We start from the raw sequence: 25,492 nt of genomic DNA, 5'->3' as shown, positions 1-25,492 counted from the left end.
GGGACGGGCCTCCGTCGTCATGACTACGCCTTGTCCGGCGTCCGTACGGTCAGCGGGCCACCGGCACATAGGGAGCCAGCATCGCGGCCAGCTCCTCATGGACACGCGCCTTGAGCACCGTGCCCTCCGGGGAGTGCTCCTCGGAGAGCACCTCGCCCTCGGTGTGCACACGCGAGACCAGCCCGCCCTGTGTATAGGGCAGAAGCACCTCGACCTCGACCTCGGGCCTGGGCAGTTCGGCGTCGATCAGCGCGAGCAGCTCGCCGATTCCCATGCCCGTGCGGGCCGAGACGGCGATCGCGTGCCGCTCCGCACGCAGCAGCCGCTGGAGGACCAGCGGATCGGCGGCATCGGCCTTGTTGATCACCACGATCTCGCGTACGTTCACCGCGCCCACATCGCGGATCACCTCGCGCACGGCGGCCAACTGCTCCTCCGGCACGGGGTGCGAGCCGTCCACCACATGCAGGATCAGATCGGAGTCACCGACCTCCTCCATCGTGGAACGGAACGCCTCGACGAGGTGGTGCGGCAGATGCCGGACGAATCCGACCGTGTCGGCCAGGGTGTAGATCCGGCCGCCCGGTGTCTCGGCCCTGCGCACGGTCGGGTCCAGGGTGGCGAACAGCGCGTTCTCCACCAGCACGCCCGCGCCGGTGAGCCGGTTGAGCAGGGAGGACTTGCCCGCGTTGGTGTATCCGGCGATCGCGACCGACGGCACCTTGTTGCGCCGACGCTCCTGCCGCTTGATCTCGCGGCCGGTCTTCATCTCCGCGATCTCCCGGCGCATCTTCGCCATCTTCTCGCGGATCCGTCGCCGGTCCGTCTCGATCTTGGTCTCACCAGGGCCTCGGGTGGCCATACCGCCACCGCCGCCGCCACCCATCTGCCGGGACAGCGACTGGCCCCAGCCGCGCAGCCTGGGCAGCATGTACTGCATCTGGGCCAGCGCGACCTGCGCCTTGCCCTCACGGGACTTGGCGTGCTGGGCGAAGATGTCCAGGATCAGGGCCGTACGGTCGACGACCTTGACCTTGACGACATCTTCGAGATGGATGAGCTGGCCGGGGCTCAGCTCACCGTCGCAGACGACGGTGTCCGCGCCGCTCTCCAGCACCAGGTCCCGCAGCTCCTGGGCCTTGCCGGAGCCGATATAGGTCGCCGGATCGGGCTTGTCACGGCGCTGGATCACACCGTCCAGCACCAGCGCACCCGCCGTCTCGGCGAGTGCCGCGAGCTCCGCGAGGGAATTCTCCGCGTCCTGCACGGTCCCCGAGGTCCATACACCGACCAGCACCACCCGCTCCAGGCGAAGCTGTCGGTACTCGACCTCGGTGACGTCTTCCAGCTCGGTGGAGAGGCCGGCCACTCGCCGCAGCGCGGCACGGTCGGAGCGGTCGAACTGGTCGCCGTCCCGCTCTCCGTCGATCTCGTGGCTCCAGGCGACGTCCTCTTCCATCAGGGCATCGGCTCGAAGGCTGTCCGTGCGGAGGTCCGCGAAATCCCGCGCGTCCTGGGAAGGGGATGAAGAGGAGGTCATTGGATCCTTACGTCGAATGAGAGTCCGTTACAGCAGTCACAACGCGTGACGAACCGGAATGATTCCCCGCCGCGTCGCCGACATGTCGATGGTGACACGGTTCCGCCCGGCCGTCACTCGTGTTTCACGCTCCGTCGCCGGACGGTTCCAGGAGGAACGGCGCGGTGACGGATCCCGGGCGGTGCCGTGAGTCCCGGGCGGTGTCACGGTCACCGGGCGCCGTAGCCCCGCTCGCACCCGGTGCCGTCGCTCGGCTGCCACCGGGCGCGGTCTGCTCGGTGGCCGTGGCGGCGGCCGTGGCCGTGGCAGGCGCAGGAGTCGCCGGAGCGGTGGCGGTGGCCGGGGCGGTGGCGCCGGGCGGGGTGTGGCCGCTCACTCCGGGCGATGTCTGCTGGGCCCGGGGCGGCTCGCTCCGCCAGTCCGGACGCCCCGGCATCGGCGGAGTCCTCCGCCCGTACAGCCACGCGGTGAAGAAGGCCGACAGATCACGCCCCGCGATCCGGGACGCGAGCGAGGTGAAGTCCGCGGTGGTCGCCGTCCCGTCCTGATGGATCCGTACCCAGTCGCGCTCCAGCCGCCCGAACGCGCTCTCACCGATCTCCTGCCGCAGCGCGTAGAGCACCAGGGCGCTCCCGTCGTACACCACCGGCCGGAAGAGGCTGATCTGCTGCCCCGCTGTCGGGGGCTCGGGGGCGGCGGGAGGGCCGCCGGCCGCGCGCCAGGTGTCGGAGCGCAGATAGGCTTTCCGCATCCGCGTCTCCAGCGACTGCTTGGCGAACTCCTGCGCGTACCGCGCCTCGTACCAGGTGGCGTGCCCCTCGTTGAGCCAGAGATCCGACCAGGTCCGGGGCGAGACGCTGTTCCCGAACCACTGGTGGGCCAGCTCATGGACCATCACCGAGTCGACGTACCAGGCGGGGTACTCGGGACGCGTGAACAGGGAGCGTTCGAAGAGCGTGAGCGTCTGTGTCTCCAGCTCGAAGCCCGTGTCGGCGCCCGCGATGAGCACACCGTACGTCTCGAACGGATACGGCCCCACCTGCTGTTCCATCCAGCGGAGTTGGGCCGGTGTCTTCTTCAGCCAGGGCTCCAGTCTCTGGCGGTCGGCGGCCGGCACCACGTCCCGTACGGGCAGTCCGTGCGGCCCTTCGCGGTGGACGACGGCCGAGTCGCCGATCGAGACCTGGGCCAGTTCCGTGGCCATGGGGTGACGGGTGCGATAGGTCCAGGTCGTGGTCCCGCCCCGGCGGGATGTCGCCTCGGGCAGCCCGTTGGCCACCGCCGTCAGCCGCCCGGGGGCGGTGATACGGAAGGTGAAGTAGGCCTTGTCCGAAGGGTGGTCGTTGCTGGGGAAGACACGGCGCGCGGCATCGGCCTGGTTGGCCATCGCCAGCCCGTCGGTGGTACGGACCCAGCCGCCCTCCCTGCCGTCCGTGTCACTGGTGTGATGAACGGTGACCGCCATACGCGTGTCCGCGTCGACCGCCTCGTCCGGTGTGATCACCAGATCCTCGCCGGCTGTCGTGAACTCGGCGGGCGCTCCATTGACATCGACCGAGCGGACCGCGCCCTGGGTGAAGTCGAGATTGATCCGCCTCAGCCGCTGGGTCGTGAGCGCGCTGATCCTGGTGATGGCGTCCAGGGGCTTGGTGTTGTCCCCGCGGTAGGTGAAGTCGAGGTCATAGGTCAGTACGTCGTAACCCGGATTGCCGAGGTGCGGGAAGAGCGGATCGCCGATACCGAGCGGCTCGGGCGGGGGAAGCGTCGCGGCGACAAGAGTGGCCGAGGCGGCGGCCAGCAGAGCGGCGCGCAGTCGGCGGGAGGTGAACAGCATGGACCACGGCTATCAGCGCCCGACCGCCCCGCACCGACGGCGCGCTCCGCACCCACCCGAAAGGGGCAGGTCAGAGCAGTGAAGCCCGCCGGATGCCGTCTGTCGCACGGTTGACGTCCGCGTTTCCGCACGCTCCACCGACGTCCGCGTTCTCGCCGTACTCCGCTACGGCCGACGGGCACCCGCCCCGCCCGCTCAGCCGGGCGTGCCCTGTCCGCCACGGCCCCTCACGCCGTCCCGCCACCGCCCCTCACGCCGTCGCCGGATGCTGGGCGCGGCTGACGTCGTACACGCCCGGTACATCACGCATCGCCCGCATCAGTCCGGGCAGACCCGCCGCGTCGGGCAGACCCAGCGTGTATGTGTGCCGTACGCGCTGCTCGCTGGGCGGCTCCACGGTGGCCGAGACGATCGCGGCGCCCGCCGTGGCGATGGCCTCCGTGAGATCGGCGAGCAGCCGGGGGCGCCCGAAGGACTCCACGTACAGCGTGACCTGGCACTCCGACGCGTCTCCCCAGCTCACCGCGACCGGCTCGCGGTCCAGGGCACGCATCCGCTCCACCGCCCGGCACTCCTGCCGGTGGACCCTGACGACACCACCGCGGACCGGGAACCCGGTGACCGCGTCCGGCGGTACGGGGGTGCAGCAGCCGGCCAGCCGTACGGTCGCTCCCGGCAGATCCACCACGGCGTCGGCGGCTCCGCGCCGGTCCGCGGTGAGCGCGTGGGACGCCCGGGGCGCGGCGTCGGGCGTACCCACCGCTTCGGGGTGCGCCGCCAGCCAGCCGGTGATCGCGATCCTGGCCGCGGCCGTACGGGCATGGTCGAGCCACTCGGGCGAGGGTCCCGAGGCCGCGTCCTGGGCCAGCAGGAGCTGGACCGTGTCGCCGTCGCTCAGCACCGTGCTCAGGGGCGCGAGACGGCCGTTGACGCGCGCTCCCAGACAGCCGTGCGCGGCCTCTCCGTGCTGTGCGTACGCGGCGTCCACGCAGGTCGCCCCGGCGGGCAGTCCGAGCAGCCCGCCCTCGGCGCGAAAGACGGTGATCTCCCGGTCCTGCGCGAGGTCCGCCCGGAGTGTCGTCCAGAACGTGTCCGGGTCGGGTGCCGCCTGCTGCCACTCCAGCAGCCGGGAGAGCCAGCCGGGCCTGGTCGGATCGACGCGCTCGCCGTCGTACGGTTCCGCGCCCGCCGTCGCTCCCGCGCCGTCCGCGGGCTCCGCGTTGTCGACCGACGTGTAGGGATTGCCGAGAGCGACGACTCCGGCCTCGGCGACCTTGTGCATCTGGTGTGTCCGGATGAGGACTTCGGCGACCGCTCCGTCCGGCCCCGCGACGGCCGTGTGGAGCGACTGGTACAGATTGAACTTGGGTGCCGCGATGAAGTCCTTGAACTCGGAGATCACCGGGGTGAAGCAGGTGTGCAACTCGCCCAGGACCGCGTAGCAGTCGGCGTCCTCGCCGACCAGCACCAGCAGTCTGCCGAAGTCCGTGCCGCGCAACTCGCCGCGTTTGAGCCTGGACCGGTGTACGGAGACGAAGTGCCGTGGCCGCACGAGCACTTCGGCGGGGATGTCCGCCTCGCGCAGCACTCCTCTGACGTCCTCCGAAATGGCCGCGAGAGCGTCGCCGGCGGTGGCGTTGTCCGCGATGAGGGCCCGGGTGTGGGCGTATTCCTCGGGATGGAGGATCGCGAAGACCAGATCCTCCAGCTCGGTCTTGAGCGCCTGGACGCCCAGGCGTTCGGCGAGCGGGATGAGGACATCGCGGGTGACCTTGGCGATACGGGCCTGCTTCTCCGGACGCATCACACCGAGGGTGCGCATATTGTGCAGCCGGTCGGCGAGCTTGATCGACATCACCCTGACATCGTTGCCGGTGGCGACGAGCATCTTGCGGAAGGTCTCGGGCTCCGCGGCGGCGCCGTAGTCGACCTTCTCCAGCTTCGTCACGCCGTCGACCAGATAGCAGACCTCGTCGCCGAACTCCGCCCGCACCTGGTCGAGCGTCACGTCCGTGTCCTCGACGGTGTCGTGGAGGAGGGAGGCGGTCAAGGTCGTCGTCTCGGCGCCCAGTTCGGCCAGGATCAGGGTCACGGCCAGGGGGTGGGTGATGTACGGCTCGCCGCTCTTGCGGAACTGCCCGCGGTGCGAACTCTCCGCGAGGACATAGGCCTTGCGCAGTACGGTGAGGTCGGCGTCCGGGTGGTGGGCGCGGTGCGCGTCCGCGACATGGCCCATCGCGTCCGGCAGGCGGTCCCTGGAGGCAGGTCCCAGTAACGCGGCCCTGCCGAGTCTGCGGAGGTCGATCCTGGGAAGGCCGCGTCTCCGACTGTGGGCACCAGGGTTGGTGGCCTCTGCACTCATGGGCACCTCCGGACAGCTTCGACCGGCGACGCGAAGAACGGGCAACGCCCTCCGGGCCGGTGCTTGATGCTACCGAGCCCACCACGTGGACCAGTCCCGCTCCTGCCCGGCGTGAAACGGATCACCCATTCGAGCGAAGCTCCCGGGAAGCTCCCTGGAGGTTCCTAGGCCGACGCCGCCGCGAGCCAGGCCGGGTCGATATGGCCCTCCGCGACGATCACGGCGGGCCCGGTCATCTCGATCCCGCCGTCCGGCCGCTCCGTGATGACCAGCCGGCCGCCGGGGAGATCCACGGTGTAGGTGACGGGGGCGCCGGTCACCGAGGGGTCGGCGCCGTCCCTGCGGGCCGCGGCAACGGCCACGGCACAGGCGCCCGTACCGCAGGAGCGGGTCTCGCCCGAGCCGCGCTCATGCACCCGCATCGCGACATGGCGCGGCCCGCGGGCGACGACGAATTCGACATTCACCCCGTCCGGGTAGACGGACGAGGGACTCACACGCGGTTCGGCGAGCAGATTCCCGGCGTGTGCGAGATCGTCGACGAACGCGACCGCGTGCGGGTTGCCCATGTTGACGTTACGGGCGGGCCAGGCGCGACCGCCGACGGTGACCGTGGCGCTGTCCTCGGGGAGCACGGCCCGCCCCATGTGGACCGTGATGTCGCCGTCGCCGTCACCGGGGTGCTCCGGACGGGCGGAGCCCTGGGCGCTCGCGCCCTTGGCGAGATGCACCTTCTTCACCCCGCCGCGGGTGGCCACGGCCAGATCCCCGGCCGCCGTGTGACCGGCGCGCTGGAGATAGCGCACGAAGACCCGCAGGCCGTTGCCGCACATCTCGGCGATGGATCCGTCGGCGTTGCGGTAGTCCATGAACCATTCGGCCTCGGGCGCCATGTCCTGCGCCTCGGGGTGCGCTGCGGACCGTACGACATGCAGCACTCCGTCGCCGCCGATGCCGGACCTGCGGTCGCAGAGGGCGGCCACGGCGCGCGGGGGCAGATCGATGGTGTTGTCCGGGTCGGGGACGATCACGAAGTCGTTCTCGGTCCCATGGCCCTTGAGGAAGGCGAGAGGGGCGGTCTGCGAGATGCTCACGGGACCCATCGTACGAGCAGGGACCGACACCGGCCGCCACTCGGCGGCCGATCGGACTTCCGGCCCCGCGCCACTCGGCGGCCGACCGGACTTCCGGCCCCGCGCCACTCGGCGGCCGACCGGACTTCCGGCCCCGCGCCATTCCACGGCCGGCTGGACTTCCGGCTCAGCGCAGCCGGGCGACCCGCCAGACGGCGAGGGCGACCAAGGCGGCGGCCACGGTCACATACAAGGCGATGACCCGCCAGTCAGGACGTTCACCGGAGGTACGGGGCGGCAGTCCCGGCCAGGTGTGGCCGACCTTGCGGGCCGCCATCATGCCCCAGCCCGCCGCGCAGCAACTGATCAGGAGTCCCAGCATGGCGACGACCGCTCCGCCGTCCCCGGTGCCGAAGGCGAGGGGGAAGGCGAACATCAGGGAACCGATCGCCGCGAGCCCCACAATGGGCGCGAGCTGCCAGATCCGCAGCCGGCGCTGCGGACGCAGCTCGACCTCGACCTCGGGGGTCGCGGTCTCCTCCTCCGGTCCGTCGGGACTCAGCCGTGGGGCGTCGTCCCGCGTGTCCGGCACCGCTGGTTCTCTGTCACGAGGGCCGGCCTCCATCGCCACGCGCCCTCCCCATCCGGACTCCACTGGCCGATCGATGCCCGATGGTCGATCGATGCTCGATGATGGCACGCCCGGGAGGACGGCAAGGACGAGCGGAGCGTCCCGATGCCATCACGTGATCAGGCTGTGACCGCTCGTTCGACCAACGCCAGCGCCCGGTGCGGCAGTTCCTCCCGCTGCTCCGTTCCGCCGCCCAGCCAGTGCACCCGTGAGTCGCGACGGAACCAGGAATCCTGGCGGCGCGCGAAGCGTTTGGTGGCCCGTACGGTCTCGGCGCGCGCCTCGTCGTCCGTGCACTCCCCCGCGAGCGCCGCGAGCACCTGCTGATACCCGAGCGCGCGTGAGGCCGTGCGCCCCCGGCGCAGTCCCCGGGTCTCCAGCGTGCGCACCTCGTCGACGAGTCCGGCCTCCCACATACGGTCCACCCGCTGCGAGATCCGGGTGTCCAGTTCGGGCCGGGCGACGTCGACGCCGATCTGGAGCGTGTCGTAGACCGCGTCATGGCCGGGCAGATTGGCGGTGAACGGCTTGCCTGTGATCTCGATGACCTCCAGCGCCCGGACGATACGGCGGCCGTTGCTGGGGAGGATCGCACGGCCGGCCTGGGGGTCGGCGGTGGACAGCCGGGCGTGCAGGGCGCCCGAGCCGCGCAGGCTCAGCTCCGTCTCCAGCCTGGCCCGCACCTCGGGATCGGTGCCGGGGAAATCGAGGGCGTCGATGGCCCCCCGTACATACAGCCCCGAGCCGCCCACCAGGACGGGGGTACGGCCCTCCGCCAGCAGCCGGTCGATCTCCGCCCTGGCGAGCTTCTGGTACTCGGCGACACTGGCCGCCTCGGTGACATCCCAGATGTCCAGCAGATGGTGCGGGATACCGGCGCGTTCCTCGCCCGTCAGCTTGGCGGTCCCGATGTCCATTCCCCGGTAGAGCTGCATGGAGTCGGCATTGACGACCTCACCGTCGAGTTGCCGGGCGAGATGGACGCCCAGATCGGACTTGCCGGCCGCGGTGGGACCGACGACGGCGATGACCCGCGGTGCGGTAGCTGCGCTTCTCACTGCCACAGTCTTGCAAACCCGCAAGCCCTTACCCGAACGAGTTAAGTGACGGCACACAGCCGGATTCGTTGCCTTCGCGAGGTTCCGGCCATCGGTTTTTCCCGCCGGTGCCCCTGGGCGGCGGGAGAGAACGCTCCGGACGGCGCGGAATTTTGACCTCCCGAGTACTATAAAGAGGAGATATGGGTGTTTCTTCACGGTTTCGCCGGAAGTCAGCAGCCGTGTCCGTGACGTCAGCGACGAGGCAGAGGCCGCCACCCGGATGGCCGACCCCTCGCGCAGTCTGTTGTCTCCTTTGAGGGAAGGTGGGCCATGGGCTTCATGGATTCGTTGAAGGCCAAGATCGCTCCGGCCAGGGACAAGGTCTCCGACCTCGCGCAGCAGCACGGGGGCAAGATCGAGCACGGGCTGGACAAAGCCGCCCGGACGGTCGATCAGAAAACCAAGGGCAAGTACAGCAACAAGATCGATTCGGGTACGGGGAAGGCGAAGAACGCTCTGGGTCGGCTCGCCCACAAGGGAGACGACACCGCTCCCCCGCCCCCGCCACCGCCCGCCTCCTGATCCTCGGCAACGGCTGGGAACGGCCGCGCGGCGCTTCCGGGCACCGCGCGGCCGTTCCGTACGCCGGACTGACGGCCGTTCCGTACACCGGGCTGACGGACGACAGGCGAACCGGGGCCCCCAGGACCAGGTCGGTTCTAGGACCAGGTCGCGACCAGATATCCGACGCCGTAGGGCGCGGCGTCGTACAGCAGCTCACCGTGCAGCCCCGCCCCCTCGGCCGCGCCCGCGAGAAGCTGCCACGGCGCGCGCCCCGCCGCTTTGAGAGCGGACGCCAGCTCCGCGTCCAGTGCCTTCAGCGCCGCCACATCGGCCGCCGCCAGGGCCCGCGCCACCTCCTCGTCGAATCCGGCCGCCCTCTCGTCGAGATATCCCGGCGCTTTCACCGAACGGCACGCGCTGGCGTCGCCCATCACCAGCAGTGCCACCCGGTCGGACCGCGCCGCGATCTCCTTCCCGGCTTGAATACACCGCTCGGCCGCGAGAGGTTCCCCCACGCCGAGTCCCGAGACCGGGGCGGCGGACCAGCGGACCCGGTCCAGCAGCCAGGCCGCGACGGCGAGGGAGGGAGGGAGCACACGCTCGGCACGCTCCTCGACTCCGGCTGCCACGTCCGCGCCCACCAGGCCGGGGCCGGTTCCGGCGGGGCTGGTTCCGGCCGGGCCGGTTCCGCCGAGGACGACCTCGACGTCCACGCCGAAGCCCCGGAAGGAGCCGACCGCACCCTGCGGATGCGGCCCCCTGCCGTCCCGCTCGGCGGGCCCGACCACGATCAGCAGATCGGGCCGGGCGGCGGCCAGGACCGCGAGGGCGTCCGAACACGCGGCGCGCACCGCGTCCAGTTCGGGGGCCGCCGCCGCGGCCACGGCGGGCACGAGCAGCGGGGGACAAGGACAGACGGCAGCGGCGACCAGCATGATCGAACCCTAACGCGGGCGTGACCGGGCGTGACCATGTACGGTCCGGCCCTCCTGTACAGCCCCGCCCGCTCCCTCGCCCGCCCTCGGTCGCGCCGGTCCGGTCAGTCCGTGCGGTCCGGTCCGCCCGTGCGGTCCCGCCAGTCCGTCCAGTTCCGCCAGTCCGTCCAGTTCCGCCGGCCGGACCGCCCGTTGGGTCCGCCCGGTTCGTCCGTTCAGCCCGTCAGCCGACGGCGCACCCGCCCGTCGCGGCCGGCAGCGGAGCGGGCACGCCGACCGTGGGCAGCCCGAGCAGCACTCCGGCCGACTTCGCGGCGGGGGCCGCGTTCCGCCTGTCCCAGGCGTCGCCCGCGCGGGTACGGCGTACCTTCCGCGTCGGTCCCTCGGCCAGGAGATGGTGCGGAGCGGCGTAGGTGATCTCGACGGTCACCACATCACCGGGGCGCACCTCCTCGTCCGGCTCGGTGAAGTGGACGAGCCGGTTGTCGCAAGCGCGTCCCGAGAGCCGCTGGGTGGCACCGTCCTTGCGCCCCTCGCCCTCGGCGACCATGACCTCCAGCGTCCTGCCCACCTGCTTCTTGTTCTCCTCCCAGGAGATCTCCTCCTGGAGGGCGGACAGCCGCATGTAGCGCTCCTGGACGACTTCCTTGGGGATCTGCCCGTCCATCTCGGCGGCCGGTGTCCCGGGGCGCTTCGAGTACTGGAAGGTGAAGGCCTGCGCGAAGCGCGCCTCGCGCACCACCCGCATGGTCTCCTCGAAGTCCTCCTCGGTCTCGCCGGGGAAGCCCACGATGATGTCGGTGGAGATGGCGGCGTGCGGGATCGCGGCGCGCACCTTGTCGATGATGCCGAGGTAGCGGTCCTGCCGGTACGAGCGGCGCATCGCCTTCAGGATGGTGTCCGAGCCGGACTGGAGCGGCATATGGAGCTGCGGCATCACCGTGGGCGTCTCGGCCATCGCCGCGATGACATCGTCCGTGAAGTCGCGCGGATGCGGTGAGGTGAAGCGGACGCGCTCCAGCCCCTCGATGGCGCCGCAGGCCCGCAGGAGCTTGGAGAAGGCCTCGCGGTCGCCGATGTCGGAACCGTACGCGTTGACGTTCTGGCCCAGCAGCGTGATCTCGGAGACACCCTCGGCGACCAGTGCCTCGATCTCGCTCAGGATGTCACCGGGGCGGCGGTCCTTCTCCTTGCCGCGCAGCGCGGGGACGATGCAGAAGGTGCAGGTGTTGTTGCAGCCCACGGAGATGGAGACCCACGCGGCATAGGCGGACTCGCGCCGGGTCGGCAGCGTCGAGGGGAACGCCTCCAGGGACTCGGCGATCTCGATCTGCGCCTCCTCCTGGACGCGCGCGCGTTCCAGGAGCACGGGCAGCTTGCCGATGTTGTGCGTACCGAAGACGACATCGACCCAGGGCGCGCGCTTCACGATGGTCTCGCGGTCCTTCTGCGCCAGACAGCCGCCGACGGCGATCTGCATACCGGGCCGCTTGGTCTTCATGGGGGCGAGCCGGCCGAGGTTGCCGTACAGCTTGTTGTCGGCGTTCTCCCGCACGGCGCAGGTGTTGAAGACCACGACATCGGCGTCCCCGTCGGCCCCTTCGGGCGCGCGGACGTATCCGGCTCCCTCCAGCAGGCCCGACAATCGCTCGGAGTCGTGGACGTTCATCTGACACCCGTAGGTGCGTACCTCGTACGTTCGGTTGTCGCCCACTGTCCGGCTCCGGTCGCTGCTGCTCATGCGACAAGGGTAGGCGGTGCCCGGGACCCCCCGGTCCTTGAGCCTCCCGGTGGTCCGGCCGGGCACGGAGAGGCCCTCGGGAGGAGCCTGCGAAGACGTCCTCGAAGAGGTCCTGGGGAGAGGCCCTGGTCCTGGCGGGGAGTGAACTGGCAGGATCGCGGCATGTTCGCCGTTCTGTCCCGCACGAGCCGGGGTACCGGACGTGGCCGGCTCCTCCAGGGCGCCGCCGCGGTGGTGGTGCTGCTCGGGCTGCTGGTGTGGTGGCTGCTGCCGATCGGGGCGTCGGCGCCGAGCGGGTCGGTCACCTTCAGTACGGGGGTGACCAGCGGGGTCTACCAGCGGTACGGATCGCTGCTCAAGGAGGACCTCGGGCGCGATCTGCCGGATGTCTCGATACGGCTCACGACCAGTGAGGGTTCTCAGCAGAATCTCGCGCGGGTGGCGAGCGGGGAGGCCGACTTCACGGTGGCCACCGCCGACGCCGTCGCCAAGTACCAGGAGGACGGCAAGCCGGGTGCGGACCGGCTGCGCGGATGTGCCCGGCTGTACGACGACTACGTACAGCTGGTCGTGGCCAAGGACTCCAGAATTCGCTCGGTCGCCGGTCTGCGCGGCAAGAAGGTGGGGGTGGGACAGGAGGGATCGGGTGTACGGCTGATAGCGGACCGGGTCATGACGGCCGCCGGACTCGACCCGAAGCACGGCATCACTGCGGTCCCGGCCGGCATCGACACCATGCCGGACCTGCTCGAACGGGGCGATCTGGACGCCTTCTTCTGGTCGGGCGGGCTGCCCACCGGCGCCGTGACCCTCCTGTGGCAGCGCTATGACATCCGGCTGGTGCCGCTGGACGCGAACCTCGTGGCCCGGCTCCATGCCTCGGGCGAGGCCGCTTCCCGCTACTACCGCTCCGCGGTGATCCCCGCCGACGCCTACGGCAGCGCGCAGGAGGGCACGCCCGTATCGACGGTCGCGGTGGCGAATCTGCTGGTCACGACGGACCGGATGGACGCCGGTCTCACGGAGGGCTTCACGCGAACCGTGATCGACAGCAGGGACCGCATCGGCAAGGAGGTGCATCCCGCGCAACTCGTGGATCTGCGGACGGCGATCTACACGGCCCCCCTGCGGCTGCACGAGGGCGCCAAGCGCTACTACCGGTCGGTCAAGCCCTGAGCCCTGGCCCCGCGCTCCCGTCCCGCTTCCCGCCCGCGTTCCCGTCCTGCTTCCCGCCCGAATTCCCTCCCCACTCCCGCCCCGCCGGATCGGCTCGGTTTTCCGGCCGGACAGCAGATGGAAACCGGCGAAGGCCCGCTGGTCGATGCCGGGCAGCATGTCGAACTCCGGCTTCCAGGGTTCGGGGTCCTCCGTCCCCCTACCGACGTCACGCGCAGGGACGCCACGCACAGGAACGCCACGCGTCAGGACGCGGGGGACGCTCTCGGGACGGTCAGTGTCACCCGCAGTCCTCGCGGCTCGCCGTGCGCGTAAGTGATCGAGCCGCCGCCCGCCGCCAGCAGCGCTCGCGAGATGGACAGTCCCAGCCCCGACCCCTTGATGTTCTGGTGGCGGTTGCTGCGCCAGAAGCGGTCACCGATCCGGGCCATCTCGTCGTCCGTGAGTCCGGGGCCGCCGTCATTGATGGCGATCACGGAGGTTTCACCGTTACGGGTGACTCTGACCGTGACCTCTTCACCCGCCGGAGTGAACTTCAGAGCATTGTCGATGACGGCGTCCAGGGCGCTGGAGAGCGCGATCGGGTCGGTCCAGGCGGTGACCGCCGCGCGGTGCTCGGTCAGCCGGACCCCCTTCTCCTCGGCGAGCGCCCGCCAGGCGGCGACCCGCTCCGCCGCGAGTTCACCGATGTCGGTGAGCCTCAGATCGGCGGGGGTGTGCTCGGCCAGCGCCAGATCCAGCAGATCGTCGAGGACCTGGGCGAGGCGCTTGCCCTCCGTACGGACGGAGGCGATCTCCTCGTTCCCGTCGGGCAGTTCGAGGGCGAGCAGCTCGATACGGAGCAGCAGGGCGGCCAGCGGATTGCGCAACTGGTGGGAGGCGTCGGCCACAAAGGCGCGCTGCTGCTCCAGCACATCCTCGACGTTGTCGGCCATCTCATTGAACGAACTGGCCAGCCGCCGCAGTTCCGGGGGCCCTCCGGCCGCCGCCACCCGGGAGTTCATCCTGCCGGTGGCGATGTCATGGGTCACCGCGTCCAGTACCCGCACCGGTCTGAGCACCCAGCCCGTCAGCCGGATCGCGGCCCCCACGGCGAGCAGCATGGCCGCCACCTCGCCCGCGGCGATCACCAGCCAGCCCTTGAGAATGCGTGAACGCATCTGCCCGGTCGGCGAGTCGGTCACCACGACCGCGACGACGTCCCCGTCCCGTACCACCGGCGAGTCGACGATGAGCCGGCGGTTCTGCCAGGGCCAGACCTGCTCGGGATCGTCGCTGCGGCGGCCCAGCAGGGCCTCCTGGAAGGACTGGCGCCCCTCCCCCTCCAGGGGCACCGTCCAGTCCCGCGGGGCGCGCGCCATGGCCTCGTCATCGCGGTAGAAGACGCCGACCTTGATCCCGTACACCTCGTGGTAGCGGGCGAGTTCCTCCGCCAGCAGATCACGCCGCTCACCGGTCCCCGGCCTGCCCTCGGCGACGAGCTGGGCGAGCGCGGCGACCCGCACGGTGTCGTCGATCCGGTCGACGACGACGCGCTGCTGCTGCGCGTCGGCCACACTCACGGCGAGCGGGAAGCCGAGGGCGAGGAGCACGCCCGCCATGAGGATGATGAGCAGCGGCAGAAGTCGGGAGCTCACGGGACGTTACGGTCCCTGACGCGTGGCCGGGACGACCAGTCGGTAACCGACACCCCGGACGGTCTCGATCAGCGCGGGCATCCCGAGCTTGCCGCGCAGGGACGCCACATGGACTTCGAGCGTCCGGCCCGTCCCTTCCCAACTGGTGCGCCAGACCTCGCTGATGATCTGTTCCCGCCCGAAGACGACCCCGGGGCGCTGGGCCAGCAGAGCCAGCAGATCGAACTCCTTGCGGGTGAGCTGGACCGGCTCTCCGTCGACGCTGACCCGCCGGGTGGGCAGTTCCAGCGTGAGACGTCCGAGCCGCTGGGCGGCCTCGGCCGTCGGCCCCGGCTCCTCCTCGCTCGCACGGCGCCGGCTCACGGCATGGATCCGCGCCAGCAGTTCACCGGTGTCGTACGGCTTGACCACATAGTCGTCGGCGCCGAGGTTGAGACCGTGGATCCGCGACCGTACGTCGGCCCGCGCGGTCACCATGATCACCGGGGTCGAGGTGAGTCTCCGTATCTTTCCGCAGACCTGGTAACCGTCCTGGTCGGGCAGGCCGAGGTCGAGCAGGACGACCGCGAACGGCTCCTTGCCCGCGTTGGCGGCGGGCAGCAGCGCCTGGAGCGCCTCCTCGCCGCTCCTGGCGTGCACGACCTGGAATCCATGCTTGGCGAGCACGGCCGCCAAGGCAGCGGCGACATGATCGTCGTCCTCTACGAGCAGCAGTCTCACGGGCCCCCTCTCTCGGTGGTGGTCGCACAAGGTATTCGGGCATCCACTCCGATGGTGTCGTGCCAGTCAAGAGTCTTCCCGTTACACCAAGGTTTCCGTTACCCACCCGGTACTCCCCGCAGTGCCGTCTTCACACGGTGTGTCCAGTTGCGGCCGGATCGTTATGCTCAATTCCAGCTCAGATCTGATGACGCTGATCGCATTGCGTGACTAAGGTCCTCCCAACCGAGGAGGACGGAGCAAGAAGCCGATGAGCGGAGTGTCAGTGACCAAGGGCACCGAGGACGCCGTGCCGGCGACGGGCGACCTGGTCGTACTGAGCAACGTGAACAAGCACTTCGGCGCGCTGCATGTGCTCCAGGACATCGATCTGACCATCGCCCGTGGCGAGGTCGTGGTCGTGATCGGGCCCTCCGGGTCCGGCAAGTCCACACTGTGCCGCACCATCAACCGTCTGGAGACCATCGACTCGGGCTCGATCTCGATCGACGGCAAGCCGCTGCCGGAGGAGGGCCGCGAACTCGCCCGGCTGCGCGCCGATGTCGGCATGGTCTTCCAGTCGTTCAACCTCTTCGCACACAAGACGGTGCTGGAGAACGTCACGCTGGGCCAGATCAAGGTCCGCAAGTCGGACAAGAAGGACGCGGAGCAGAAGGCGCGTTCGCTGCTCGACCGGGTGGGCGTCGGGTCGCAGGCCGACAAGTACCCGGCCCAGCTCTCGGGTGGTCAGCAGCAGCGTGTGGCGATCGCGCGGGCGCTGGCGATGGACCCGAAGGTCATGCTCTTCGACGAGCCCACCTCCGCGCTCGACCCCGAGATGATCAATGAAGTGCTCGAAGTCATGCAGCAACTCGCGCGTGACGGCATGACGATGGTCGTCGTCACCCATGAGATGGGTTTCGCGCGCTCCGCGGCGAACCGGGTCGTCTTCATGGCGGACGGCCGGATCGTCGAAGAGGCCACGCCCGACGCGTTCTTCAGCAACCCGCGCAGCGACCGTGCCAAGGACTTCCTGTCGAAGATCCTGCATCACTGATCCCGGCTCTTCCGCTGATCCCCGCTTCTGTACGGCGCCCTTCATACGGCTCTGTCGAGTCCTGTGGCTCCGCCGAGTTCCACCGCTCGACCGAGTCGCACGGCTCCACCGCGTCCCAGGGTTCCGCCGAGTTCGGCGGAACCTGTTCGTCCACGTCTCACCCGAGGGAAGTTCACGCATGAAGCTTCACAAGGCAAGCGCGGCCGCCGCTGCGGCTCTCGTCCTCTCCCTGACCGCGACCGCGTGCGGTGGTGAGAGCGGCGACGACGGCGCCGGCGGCGACGGTGGTGGCAAGATCACCATCGGTATCAAGTTCGACCAGCCCGGCCTCGGTCTGAAGAAGCCGGACGGCACCTTCGCGGGCTTCGACGTCGACGTCGCCACCTATGTCGCCAAGGAACTGGGCTACGACGCCAAGGACATTGTCTGGAAAGAGTCGCCCAGCGCCGAGCGCGAGAACCTGATCTCCAACGGTGATGTGAAGTTCGTCGTCGCCAGCTACTCGATCAACGACGAGCGCAAGAAGAAGGTCGACTTCGCCGGCCCGTACTTCCTCGCCCACCAGGACCTGCTGGTCCGCTCGGACGACAGCTCCATCACCAAGGCCGAGGACCTCAACTCCAAGAAGCTCTGTTCGGTGACGGGCTCCACCTCGGCGCAGAACGTCAAGGAAGAGCTCGCGCCCAAGGCCGACCTCCAGGAGTTCGGCGGCTACTCGGAGTGCCTGACCGGTCTGGAGAACAAGGCCGTTGACGCGCTGACCACGGACGACTCCATTCTCGCCGGTTACGCGTCGCAGCAGGAGCACCAGGGCAAGTTCAAGCTCGCGGGCCTCAAGCTCAGCGACGAGAACTACGGCATCGGCCTCAAGAAGGGCGACACCGAGCTGCTGACGAAGATCAACGACGCCCTCAAGAAGATGGAGTCGGACGGCTCCTGGCAGAAGGCCGTGACGGCCAACTTCGGTCCGTCCGGTTACAAGAACGAGCCTGCCCCCGCGATCAGCTGAGGCATCCGAGACAGGAGTGACGCGCCGCCGGCCCGTCCGGCGGCGCGTACCGACCAGCCAACCAGGGGAGAGCGCGGGGCATCGTGTTCGACTTTCTTGATTCCGGGCAGTACGACCTGCTCGGCGCCTTCTGGGTGACGGTGCAGCTCACCCTCTACTCCGCAGTTGGTTCTCTCATCTGGGGAACGCTGCTGGCCGGGATGCGTGTCAGTCCCGTGCCGCTGATGCGTACCTTCGGTACCGCGTACGTCAATCTGGTCCGCAACACGCCCCTGACCGTGGTCATCCTCGCCTGTTCACTGGGGCTCGGCCAGACCCTCCAGATCACCCTCGGCGGCGAGGACTTCAAGACCATGGGCTTCCGGCTCGCGGTCCTCGGGCTGGTCGCCTACACCGGCACCTTCGTCTGTGAGTCGCTGCGCTCCGGTATCAACACCGTGCCCGTCGGGCAGGCGGAAGCGGCCCGCGCGCTGGGGCTGAGCTTCTTCCAGGTGCTGACGCTGATAGTCCTTCCGCAGGCGTTCCGTTCCGTGGTGGCGCCGCTGGCCAATGTGCTGATCGCGCTGACCAAGAACACCACGGTCGCCTCGGCGATCAGTGTCGCGGAGGCCTCGGCGCTGATGAAGACAATGATCGAGAACGAAAGCAGCGCGCTCTTCGCGGTCTTCGCGGTGTTCGCCTTCGGATTCATCGTTCTCACCCTTCCGACCGGCCTGATCCTGGGCTGGGTCAGCAAGCGAGTGGCGGTGAAGCGATGAGTGCCACATCCGTTCTGTACGACACTCCCGGTACCCGCGCCAAGCGGCGCAATATTATCTACACGATCGTGTTCGTGGTGCTCTTCGCGCTCGCCGCGTGGTGGGTGCTGGCCGCCATGGCCGACAAGCACCAGCTCGACTCGGAGAAGTGGAGTCCGTTCGTCACGGACTCCGAGGTGTGGACGACCTATCTGCTGCCGGGACTTGGCGAGACGCTCAGGGCCGCCGTGCTGTCCATCGTGATAGCCCTGCCGTTCGGCGCGCTGCTCGGTATCGGCCGGCTGTCCGACCATGTCTGGGTCCGGGTACCGGCCGGTGTCGTCGTCGAGTTCTTCCGCTCGATCCCGGTCCTGCTGATGATGGTCTTCGCCAGTCAGCTCTACGTGCAGTTCACCGATGTCTCCTCGGACCTGCGGCCGCTGTACGCCGTCGTCACGGGCCTGGTGCTCTACAACGCCTCGGTCATGGCCGAGATCGTCCGGGCCGGCATCCTCTCGCTGCCGAGCGGCCAGATCGACGCGGCGAAGGCCATAGGTATGCGCAAGGGCCAGGCCATGACCTATGTGCTGCTGCCCCAGGCGGTGACGGTGATGCTGCCCGCCCTGGTCAGCCAGCTCGTGGTGATCGTCAAGGACACCGCGCTCGGCGGCGCGCTCCTCGGTCTGAGCGAACTCCTCTCGCAGAACCGCACGATCACCGCGAACTACGGTGCCAACACCATCGCCGCGTTCACCGTGATCGCGCTGATGTACATCGCGCTGAACTTCCTGCTCACCACCTTCGCCGGCTGGCTGGAGCAGCGGCTGCGCCGGGGCAGGAAGAGCACGGGCGCCACGCTCGGTCCCGATGATGTACAACAGGCCAGTGTGGTGGGGCACACCCCGGACGGCAGCGGCGCCTGAGGCGGACGGGACAGGGGGTGTACGCGCCGCTCAGGCCGTCGCTTGACGCAAGCACCCCCAGTAGGTTGCATACGTTCTGTGATCACGTACCGGGCTCCTACCGCCCTTGACCGCAAGACCGCACGGGCCGGAGGGGTCGCGCCGTGGACCCGGTGATCGTCGCCGGCGCGGGCCCCGTCGGACTCGCGCTCTCCCTGGCCCTCGCCGCACAGGGAGTCCCGGCCGTCGTCCTCGACGAGGGGTCGGGTACGGACGAACAGCGTCCGGCCAGGACCGCCATACTGCGGCCCGACACCACCGCCCTGCTGGCCCGGCTCGGCTGCACCACCCTCGACGAGCACGGCACCCACTGGACCGGCTGGCGGCTGATGCGGCGCAAGCAGCTCATGCGGGAGCTGCCGCTCGGCGGTGAGGACGGCGCCCCCGCGCCGCTGCACATTCCCCAGCACGCTCTCGCGCGCGGACTGCGGGACGCCATCGCGGGCCAGGAGCTCGTACAGCTCGTCTCCGGCAACCGGCTCGACTCGCTGGAGCAGGACGACCGCGGGGTCACCGTGCACACGCGCGGCCCCGGGGCGACCTGGTGGCGCGGCAGCCATCTCGTGGGGTGCGACGGCGCCCGGTCCACGGTCCGCAAGCTGCTCAACATCCGCTTTCCGGGGCGTACGGCGGTGGAGCGGCACGCCGTCGCGGCGCTCCGTGTCGATCTTCCCTGGCCCGGCGAGGCGCTGCTGCACCGTCAGCCGCCCTGGCCCAGCGGCGGCGAGGAGGTCTCCGCCAGGCCCCTCGCGGACGGAGTGTGGCGGCTCGACTGGCTGCTGCCCGCGCGCGGCGAGTTGGTCACGCCCGACGCGCTGGTGACGCGTTTACGGGACACCCTGGCCGGCTGGTGCGGTGCGACACCGCCGTACGAGCTGCTCGACACGGGCGTCTACACGCTGCACCACCGGCTGGCCAGGCGCTGGCGGGTGGGGCGGGCCTTTCTCGCCGGGGACGCGGCCCATCTGCTGGGTGCGGTGGGCACCCAGGGGCTCGACGAGGGGCTGCGTGACGTCTCCAATCTCGCCTGGAAGCTGGCCGAGGACTGGCACCGGGGCGCCACGGAGGTCCTGCTGGACAGCTACCAGGCCGAGCGGCGCACCGCCGTCGCCTCCCGGCTGCGCGCCGCCGACCAGTCGCTGCCGATACTGCGGGGCGGCAGCGGGCTGCGTACCTATATGCCGGGCGCGCGTGGACATGACACCCTGCTCGCCGACGGGCATCTGGGGCACGGGCCATTGGGAGCACCGCCGTCCTACCCGCACTCCCCCCTCGCGCCTCCGCACGCCGAGGCGCACACCGCCGTGGGCACGCCCCCGGGCGCTCCGGTCGCGGATGTGCTGGTCACAGCGCCGGACGGGACGACCGTACGGCTCGGGGACCGGCTCGGACGGGGACACCTCCTGGTGGTGCTGGTCGCTCCCGGTACGGGCGTGTGGGACCGGCGGCACTGGCTGACGGCCGGGGTGATGCCCCGGCTCGCGGCGGCGGTGGACGCCCTGCCGGTACGGGCGGAGCTGCTGGTCACCGAGGCATATCCGGGCGCGTCCGCGCACAGTGTGCTGCTGGTACGGCCGGACGGGCATCTCGTCACGGCCTTCGGCGGAGTGCGTCCGGCCGATCTGTACGCGGCGGCCGACGCGGCGCGCGGAGGCACTCCGTCCGCTCGTTCCTCCGCCCGTTCGGGGCCTTCCGAGGCGGCATCGACCGACCGCACTGCGAACATCAATTGACCGACGCGGGCGCACATGGTGTACTCCGGAACGTGACTGACACCGATGTGCGCCTGTGGCGGAGGGTCCATATGGACCTGGTCCGCTACGCGGGCTGCGTGTGTCGCCCGTCCTGTTGATTCGCCCTTTCTCTTCACGCGCTCGCCGCGTCCGCCGCGGCAGCACACTCTCGCGAACATCTCAGGACGGTCACCATGTCTCTCCCCGTACATCGCTCCGCGCCCGACACCGCCGCCACCGCCGGGCCTTCCACCGCGACCTCACCCTCCGGCACGGCATCCTCCAGCGCGGCATCCTCCGTCTCGCCGTCCTCCGGCCCCACCCCGGCCGAGCTCCTCGACTTCGTCCGCCGGACGGCCACCGACACCGAGCTGATCTCCTCGCTCCCCCTCGATCCCGAGGGGCGTACCTGGATCCGGCTCGACGGTCCCTCGGGCAGCGAGGCCTGGCTCATCGGCTGGCCGCCCGGCACGGGGACCGGCTGGCACGACCACGGTGGCTCGCACGGGGCGTTCGCCACGGCGGCGGGCGCGCTCAAGGAGGACTCGCTGGCGGCCCGGCTGCCCACCGAGGGGTGGAAGACCCTGGAGCTGGCCGAGGGCGTCGACCGGGAGCGGAAGCTGACGGCGGGCGAGGGCCGGGCGTTCGGCAGGCACCATGTGCACGAGGTGCGCAATGAGTCCGGGGCCGACCACGCCATCTCCGTCCACGCGTACTTTCCGCCGCTGCCGCTGATGCGCCGTTACAGCCGCACGGGTGCCGTGCTCCGCCTTGAGCACGTCGAGCGCCCGGAGGAGTGGCAGTGAGCGAGTCGGCCCGGTCCGAACCTGTGGGGATAGACGAACTGCTGGAACGGGTCCGTGAGGACCTGGACCGGATAGAGCCGCGAGAGGCCTTCGAGGCCGCCGCGGAGGGCGCGCTGCTGGTGGACATCCGGTACGCGGCGCTGCGGGACCGCGACGGCCTGATACCGGGAGCGCTGGTCGTCGAGCGCAATGAGCTGGAGTGGCGGCTGGATCCGCGGGGCAGCCACCGCGCCGCCGAGGCCACCAGCCATGATCTGCGCGTGGTCGTGATCTGCAACGAGGGGTACGCGTCGAGTCTGGCGGCGGTGTCACTGAAGACGCTGGGACTGCACCGCGCGACCGACCTCGTCGGCGGCTTCCAGGCGTGGAAGGCCGAAGGGCTGCCGGTCACACGATGAGTGCGTGCCCTCTGCCGGGCGCACGGTGGGCGTGTGATCACCACCGCGCCGCCACCTCGACTGGGTGGACCCGGAGTGCGGTACGGCCCCGCATCGGGTCCCTGGGAGGTGGAGCCCGGTCGGCCCGGATGCCCTCGCGGGCTGGGCACGGGCCGCGTCACCGAGGCCCGGCTGAACGAAGAGGACCGTACAGGTCATGCCGGTGAGCGGGGCGAGCGGAGTGACGACCGCCGCCATGCGGGTGGCATTCGTGCGGACATTCGCAGTGGTCTGTCGGCCGCCGGGACTCGCCGAGCCGGTCGCTCTCGCCATCGCGTCCGCTCGAAGAGATCGAGGTCGCGGACATACGCGTGTCCCGGTGCCGAGTGCCGGCACACGGGCCGGAATCGCCGAGGCAGCGGTGCTGGAAAGGGACGCTAGTAGAGGCTCTCGTCCAGTCCCTCGGTGTCCTCGCCCTCCTCCTCCAGCGCCTGTCTGACCACCCGCAACGCCATGCCCTCCGCATACCCCTTGCGGGCCAGCATCCCCGCCAGCCGGCGCAGCCGTCGGTCGCGCTCCAGACCGCGTGTGGCCCGGAGCTTGCGGGCGACCAGCTCGCGGGCCGTGGCCTCCTCCTGATCCGCGTCCAGTTGCCCGACAGCCTCGTCGATCAGGGCCGGGTCCACTCCCTTCGTACGCAGCTCGCGCGCGAGGGCCCGTCTGGCGAGTCCTCTGCCGTGGTGGCGTGACTCCACCCAGGCGTCCGCGAACGCCGCGTCGTCGATCAGCCCCACGTCCTCGAAGCGGGAGAGCACCTCCTCGGCGGCGTCCTCGGGGATGCCCCGCTTGTCCAGCGCGTCCGCCAGCTGTTTGCGGGTGCGTGGGGTCCCGGTGAGCAGGCGCAGACAGATCGCCCGCGCCCGCTCCACCGGATCCTGGGGCGACAGCTCCTGCTCGGCCCTCGACGAGTCGAAGCCGTCGCCCGGTCCTTCCGTTCGCCGCCTCTTCCGGCCAGGCACGGTACGGATCAGCTCTTGGTCGCTGCCGCCTTGGCCGCCTTGGCCTTGGAGGCAGCGGCGGGCGCCGACTTCACCGGGTCCTCGGCCGGGGCCGGGGCAGCACCGGCCGCTTCCGCGGCGGGCTCGGTCTTCGTCTCCGGCCTGACACCGATCCCGAGCTTCTCCAGGATCTTCTTCTCGATCTCATTGGCGAGATCGGGGTTGTCCTTGAGGAAGTTACGGGCGTTCTCCTTGCCCTGGCCGAGCTGATCGCCCTCGTACGTGTACCAGGCGCCGGCCTTCCGCACGAAGCCGTGCTCCACGCCCATGTCGATCAGACCGCCCTCGCGGCTGATGCCATGGCCGTAGAGGATGTCGAACTCGGCCTGCTTGAAGGGCGGGGCGACCTTGTTCTTGACAACCTTGACGCGGGTGCGGTTGCCGACGGCGTCGGTGCCGTCCTTCAGCGTCTCGATCCGACGGATGTCGAGGCGCACCGAGGCATAGAACTTGAGCGCCCGGCCACCGGTCGTGGTCTCCGGCGAGCCGAACATCACACCGATCTTCTCGCGGAGCTGGTTGATGAAGATCGCGGTGGTCTTCGACTGGTTGAGCGCGCTGGTGATCTTCCGGAGCGCCTGGCTCATCAGCCGCGCCTGGAGACCCACGTGCGAGTCGCCCATCTCGCCCTCGATCTCCGCGCGCGGCACCAGGGCGGCGACGGAGTCGATGACGATGAGGTCGAGTGCCCCGGAGCGGACGAGCATGTCCACAATTTCGAGCGCCTGCTCGCCGTTGTCCGGCTGGGACAGGATGAGGTTGTCGATGTCGACGCCGAGCTTCTTCGCGTACTCGGGGTCGAGGGCGTGCTCGGCGTCCACGAAGGCCACCGCGCCGCCCGCGCGCTGCGCGTTGGCCACGGCGTGCAGGGTCAGGGTCGTCTTGCCGGAGGACTCGGGGCCGTACACCTCCACCACTCGTCCGCGCGGCAGGCCGCCGACGCCCAGGGCGACGTCCAGCGCGGTCGACCCGGTGGGGATGACCTCGATCGGCTCGTTCGGCCGCTCGCCCAGGCGCATCACCGCGCCCTTGCCGAATTGCCGTTCAATCTGTGCGAGCGCGGCGTCCAGCGCCTTCTCGCGGTCGGTTCCTGCCATGGGTTCCACCCGATTTGCTTGTGTCGATCGCTTCACGTCGAAGACGCTATCCCCTGCCACTGACAACGCGTCCCGACGTCCTCCCGGCCTGTGGACAACTCCGCTGAAACCCCGTCGGCGTCCACGCCGAAACCGCACGGGCGGACCGCGCCGGACAGCCTCACCGGCCGGCCACGGAACACCGGCCGGACTCCCATAAGAATGGATGTTCGATTTTACTGTCAAGCGCGCCACCCGGCACGCAGAACACACAGAAGGTGTGTCCTCTGCCACGCGATCTTGACCGATTGACAGGTGATCTTGATCGAACTGGAAGCACCAGTTCCTGGAGTGCGACCAGGTCCACCACCGGGAAGCCCGGTTCGTGCAGTGCGGATCAGTGCCGTGCGAACGCCCGATCTCGCGGCCGCATCTGGTCGCGTGGGCCCGCCGCCCGCAGAACCACGTCCAGCACCCGCGCCGGGTCGGCGGCGTACGCGTGCGAGAACCACGCCATGTTGGCCTCCACCACGGCCCAGCGATGTCCCGGACGGTACGGGTCGAGCACCTGCCCGACGTCCACCACCACGGCGCTCGGCAGGGCGGGCCCGGCCACGGCGACCAGCCGGTCGGCGAACTCCGTGATCTCCCCGGCGATGGCCCGGTCCGCCCGGTCCGCCCGGTCCGTTCCGAGCAGGCGCGGGTCGCGTACCGGCTCGCCGCCGCGATCCGGCCGTCCAGCAGGAACAGCCGGTACTCGGCCGCGAAGGTCACCACCTCGGACAACAGCACCGGTGTCGCCGGGTCCAGAGCGCTGGAAAGCCGGGAGCCGTCGGTGTAGACGTCAGCCGGGAAGGACTTGTCACGAGGCGGCTTGACGAACGTCGGCCGGTCGATCGCCCACGCGTCCGCGATGGTTCCTGCCCGGACCTGGCGACCGGTGAACTCCTCCGGCAACTCGGCGAGCCAGCCGTCCGTCGGCTCCAGCAGCGCGAACCCGAGCCGGCCTGCCAGCCGCGCACCCGCGACCGGCCCGCCGTACCAGTACGCAGGGCCTGCCAGGCCGGGCTCCTCCGCCGCCCTGACCGGCATCCCCCGACCCGCCGCCTCAACGGCCAACAGCTCCATCGTCGACGTCCGCCGCCCAGGCATGACCAGCACCGCGAATCCCTCCCGCACTCCGCAAAACCACCACGCTAGCTCCGCCATGCCCACCACAGCAGCCGAGATTCCCCCGCCGCGGGCCCCAAGAGAGGCGCCGGGGAACGGCGAGCCACACCTCAAGATCGGGCGAGCCACGGCTCAAGATCGAGTGGCAGGAACCCGGCGTCGGTCAAGATCACTTGGCAAACGGTCGAGATCGCCTGTCGGAGGACAAGGTGGACGGGCCCGACCGCAGCCTCGTGGGGAAGGGGCGGGCCCCAGGCGCGGGGGGCCCCGGGGGC

Annotated in this window: 21 protein-coding genes and 3 pseudogenes; 10 read left to right on the top strand and 14 right to left on the bottom strand. The window is 70.1% G+C overall.

The window, feature by feature from the left end; genetic code table 11:
• Positions 1–49 precede the first annotated feature (49 nt).
• The 6 genes from hflX to miaA all read right to left on the bottom strand — a co-directional run bounded on the left by hflX (position 50) and on the right by miaA (position 8,498).
• Positions 50–1,540 carry a GTPase HflX gene (hflX, locus tag ACWGDX_RS36475; RefSeq protein ID WP_453632708.1) on the bottom strand — a complete coding sequence of 497 codons (1,491 nt, stop codon included), beginning with the start codon at positions 1,538–1,540 and terminating at the stop codon, positions 50–52.
• Positions 1,541–1,664: 124 nt separating this feature from the next.
• The gene (locus tag ACWGDX_RS36470) at positions 1,665–3,374 is read right to left on the bottom strand and encodes a M1 family metallopeptidase (protein WP_453632706.1); all 1,710 of its coding nucleotides are present in this window, start codon (positions 3,372–3,374) and stop codon (positions 1,665–1,667) included.
• Between the two features lie 250 nt (positions 3,375–3,624).
• Positions 3,625–5,736, bottom strand: a complete 2,112-nt coding sequence (locus tag ACWGDX_RS36465) for a RelA/SpoT family protein (RefSeq protein ID WP_453632704.1) — start codon at positions 5,734–5,736, stop codon at positions 3,625–3,627.
• Between the two features lie 164 nt (positions 5,737–5,900).
• On the bottom strand, positions 5,901–6,839 hold the full coding sequence (dapF, locus tag ACWGDX_RS36460) for a diaminopimelate epimerase (RefSeq protein ID WP_453632702.1): 939 nt from the start codon (positions 6,837–6,839) through the stop codon (positions 5,901–5,903).
• A 157-nt stretch (positions 6,840–6,996) separates the two neighbouring features.
• Complete coding sequence (locus ACWGDX_RS36455; protein ID WP_453632712.1) at positions 6,997–7,434, bottom strand: hypothetical protein; 438 nt, start codon at positions 7,432–7,434, stop codon at positions 6,997–6,999.
• 125 nt (positions 7,435–7,559) lie between these two features.
• Entirely contained in the window at positions 7,560–8,498 is a 939-nt protein-coding gene (gene miaA / locus ACWGDX_RS36450; RefSeq protein ID WP_453632700.1) for a tRNA (adenosine(37)-N6)-dimethylallyltransferase MiaA, read from the bottom strand.
• Positions 8,499–8,810: 312 nt separating this feature from the next.
• On the opposite strand from miaA, the gene ACWGDX_RS36445 reads away from it, so the two are divergent.
• Positions 8,811–9,062, top strand: a complete 252-nt coding sequence (locus ACWGDX_RS36445; protein ID WP_363086046.1) for an antitoxin — start codon at positions 8,811–8,813, stop codon at positions 9,060–9,062.
• A gap of 137 nt (positions 9,063–9,199) precedes the next feature.
• On the opposite strand, the gene ACWGDX_RS36440 is transcribed toward ACWGDX_RS36445, so the two are convergent.
• Positions 9,200–9,979, bottom strand: coding sequence for a class III extradiol dioxygenase subunit B-like domain-containing protein (locus ACWGDX_RS36440; protein ID WP_453632698.1), 780 nt, complete (start codon positions 9,977–9,979; stop codon positions 9,200–9,202).
• Positions 9,980–10,202: 223 nt separating this feature from the next.
• The gene (gene miaB, locus ACWGDX_RS36435; protein ID WP_453632696.1) at positions 10,203–11,720 is read right to left on the bottom strand and encodes a tRNA (N6-isopentenyl adenosine(37)-C2)-methylthiotransferase MiaB; all 1,518 of its coding nucleotides are present in this window, start codon (positions 11,718–11,720) and stop codon (positions 10,203–10,205) included.
• A gap of 162 nt (positions 11,721–11,882) precedes the next feature.
• Here miaB and ACWGDX_RS36430 point away from each other — a divergent pair, with 162 nt between their 5' ends.
• Entirely contained in the window at positions 11,883–12,896 is a 1,014-nt protein-coding gene (locus tag ACWGDX_RS36430) for a TAXI family TRAP transporter solute-binding subunit (RefSeq protein ID WP_453632694.1), read from the top strand.
• 245 nt (positions 12,897–13,141) lie between these two features.
• Here the strand turns inward: ACWGDX_RS36430 and ACWGDX_RS36425 are convergent, their stop codons facing one another.
• Together ACWGDX_RS36425 and ACWGDX_RS36420 are read right to left on the bottom strand one after the other, a co-directional pair.
• Positions 13,142–14,533, bottom strand: a complete 1,392-nt coding sequence (locus ACWGDX_RS36425) for a sensor histidine kinase (RefSeq protein WP_453632692.1) — start codon at positions 14,531–14,533, stop codon at positions 13,142–13,144.
• A 6-nt stretch (positions 14,534–14,539) separates the two neighbouring features.
• Positions 14,540–15,253 (bottom strand): response regulator transcription factor, encoded by a 714-nt coding sequence (locus ACWGDX_RS36420; RefSeq protein WP_453632690.1) that lies wholly within the window; start codon positions 15,251–15,253, stop codon positions 14,540–14,542.
• Between the two features lie 250 nt (positions 15,254–15,503).
• On the opposite strand from ACWGDX_RS36420, the gene ACWGDX_RS36415 reads away from it, so the two are divergent.
• The 8 genes from ACWGDX_RS36415 to ACWGDX_RS36380 all read left to right on the top strand — a co-directional run bounded on the left by ACWGDX_RS36415 (position 15,504) and on the right by ACWGDX_RS36380 (position 21,934).
• Positions 15,504–16,289 (top strand): amino acid ABC transporter ATP-binding protein, encoded by a 786-nt coding sequence (locus tag ACWGDX_RS36415; RefSeq protein ID WP_453632689.1) that lies wholly within the window; start codon positions 15,504–15,506, stop codon positions 16,287–16,289.
• Positions 16,290–16,467: 178 nt separating this feature from the next.
• Positions 16,468–17,298, top strand: a complete 831-nt coding sequence (locus tag ACWGDX_RS36410; protein ID WP_453632687.1) for a glutamate ABC transporter substrate-binding protein — start codon at positions 16,468–16,470, stop codon at positions 17,296–17,298.
• Between the two features lie 83 nt (positions 17,299–17,381).
• Positions 17,382–18,056, top strand: coding sequence for an amino acid ABC transporter permease (locus ACWGDX_RS36405; RefSeq protein WP_365905331.1), 675 nt, complete (start codon positions 17,382–17,384; stop codon positions 18,054–18,056).
• Positions 18,053–18,958 (top strand): amino acid ABC transporter permease, encoded by a 906-nt coding sequence (locus tag ACWGDX_RS36400; protein WP_453632685.1) that lies wholly within the window; start codon positions 18,053–18,055, stop codon positions 18,956–18,958. The genes ACWGDX_RS36405 and ACWGDX_RS36400 overlap by 4 nt, the downstream gene beginning before the upstream one ends.
• A 143-nt stretch (positions 18,959–19,101) precedes the next feature.
• Complete coding sequence (locus tag ACWGDX_RS36395) at positions 19,102–20,730, top strand: FAD-dependent monooxygenase (protein WP_453632683.1); 1,629 nt, start codon at positions 19,102–19,104, stop codon at positions 20,728–20,730.
• 32 nt (positions 20,731–20,762) lie between these two features.
• On the top strand, positions 20,763–20,849 hold the full coding sequence (locus ACWGDX_RS36390) for a putative leader peptide (RefSeq protein WP_311605579.1): 87 nt from the start codon (positions 20,763–20,765) through the stop codon (positions 20,847–20,849).
• Positions 20,850–20,924: 75 nt separating this feature from the next.
• Positions 20,925–21,536, top strand: a complete 612-nt coding sequence (locus ACWGDX_RS36385; protein WP_453632681.1) for a cysteine dioxygenase — start codon at positions 20,925–20,927, stop codon at positions 21,534–21,536.
• Entirely contained in the window at positions 21,533–21,934 is a 402-nt protein-coding gene (locus ACWGDX_RS36380; protein WP_453632679.1) for a rhodanese-like domain-containing protein, read from the top strand. The genes ACWGDX_RS36385 and ACWGDX_RS36380 overlap by 4 nt, the downstream gene beginning before the upstream one ends.
• A gap of 416 nt (positions 21,935–22,350) precedes the next feature.
• Here ACWGDX_RS36380 and recX read toward each other — a convergent pair.
• The 4 genes and pseudogenes from recX to ACWGDX_RS36360 form a co-directional block, all read right to left on the bottom strand.
• Positions 22,351–23,058 (bottom strand): annotated as a pseudogene (recX, locus tag ACWGDX_RS36375) (recombination regulator RecX); the annotation flags it as partial.
• On the bottom strand, positions 22,941–24,068 hold the full coding sequence (gene recA / locus ACWGDX_RS36370) for a recombinase RecA (protein WP_453632710.1): 1,128 nt from the start codon (positions 24,066–24,068) through the stop codon (positions 22,941–22,943). The pseudogene recX and the gene recA, both read right to left, overlap by 118 nt.
• 502 nt (positions 24,069–24,570) lie before the next feature.
• Positions 24,571–24,630: pseudogene (locus ACWGDX_RS36365) on the bottom strand (hypothetical protein); the annotation flags it as partial.
• A 176-nt stretch (positions 24,631–24,806) separates the two neighbouring features.
• Positions 24,807–25,139, bottom strand: a pseudogene (locus tag ACWGDX_RS36360) (ATP-grasp domain-containing protein); the annotation flags it as partial.
• Positions 25,140–25,492 lie beyond the last annotated feature (353 nt).

This window comes from Streptomyces sp. NPDC055025 (genome assembly GCF_053608565.1).
Note: the sequence above shows the minus strand (reverse complement) of the source record. Positions and strands in the feature narration are given on the sequence as shown.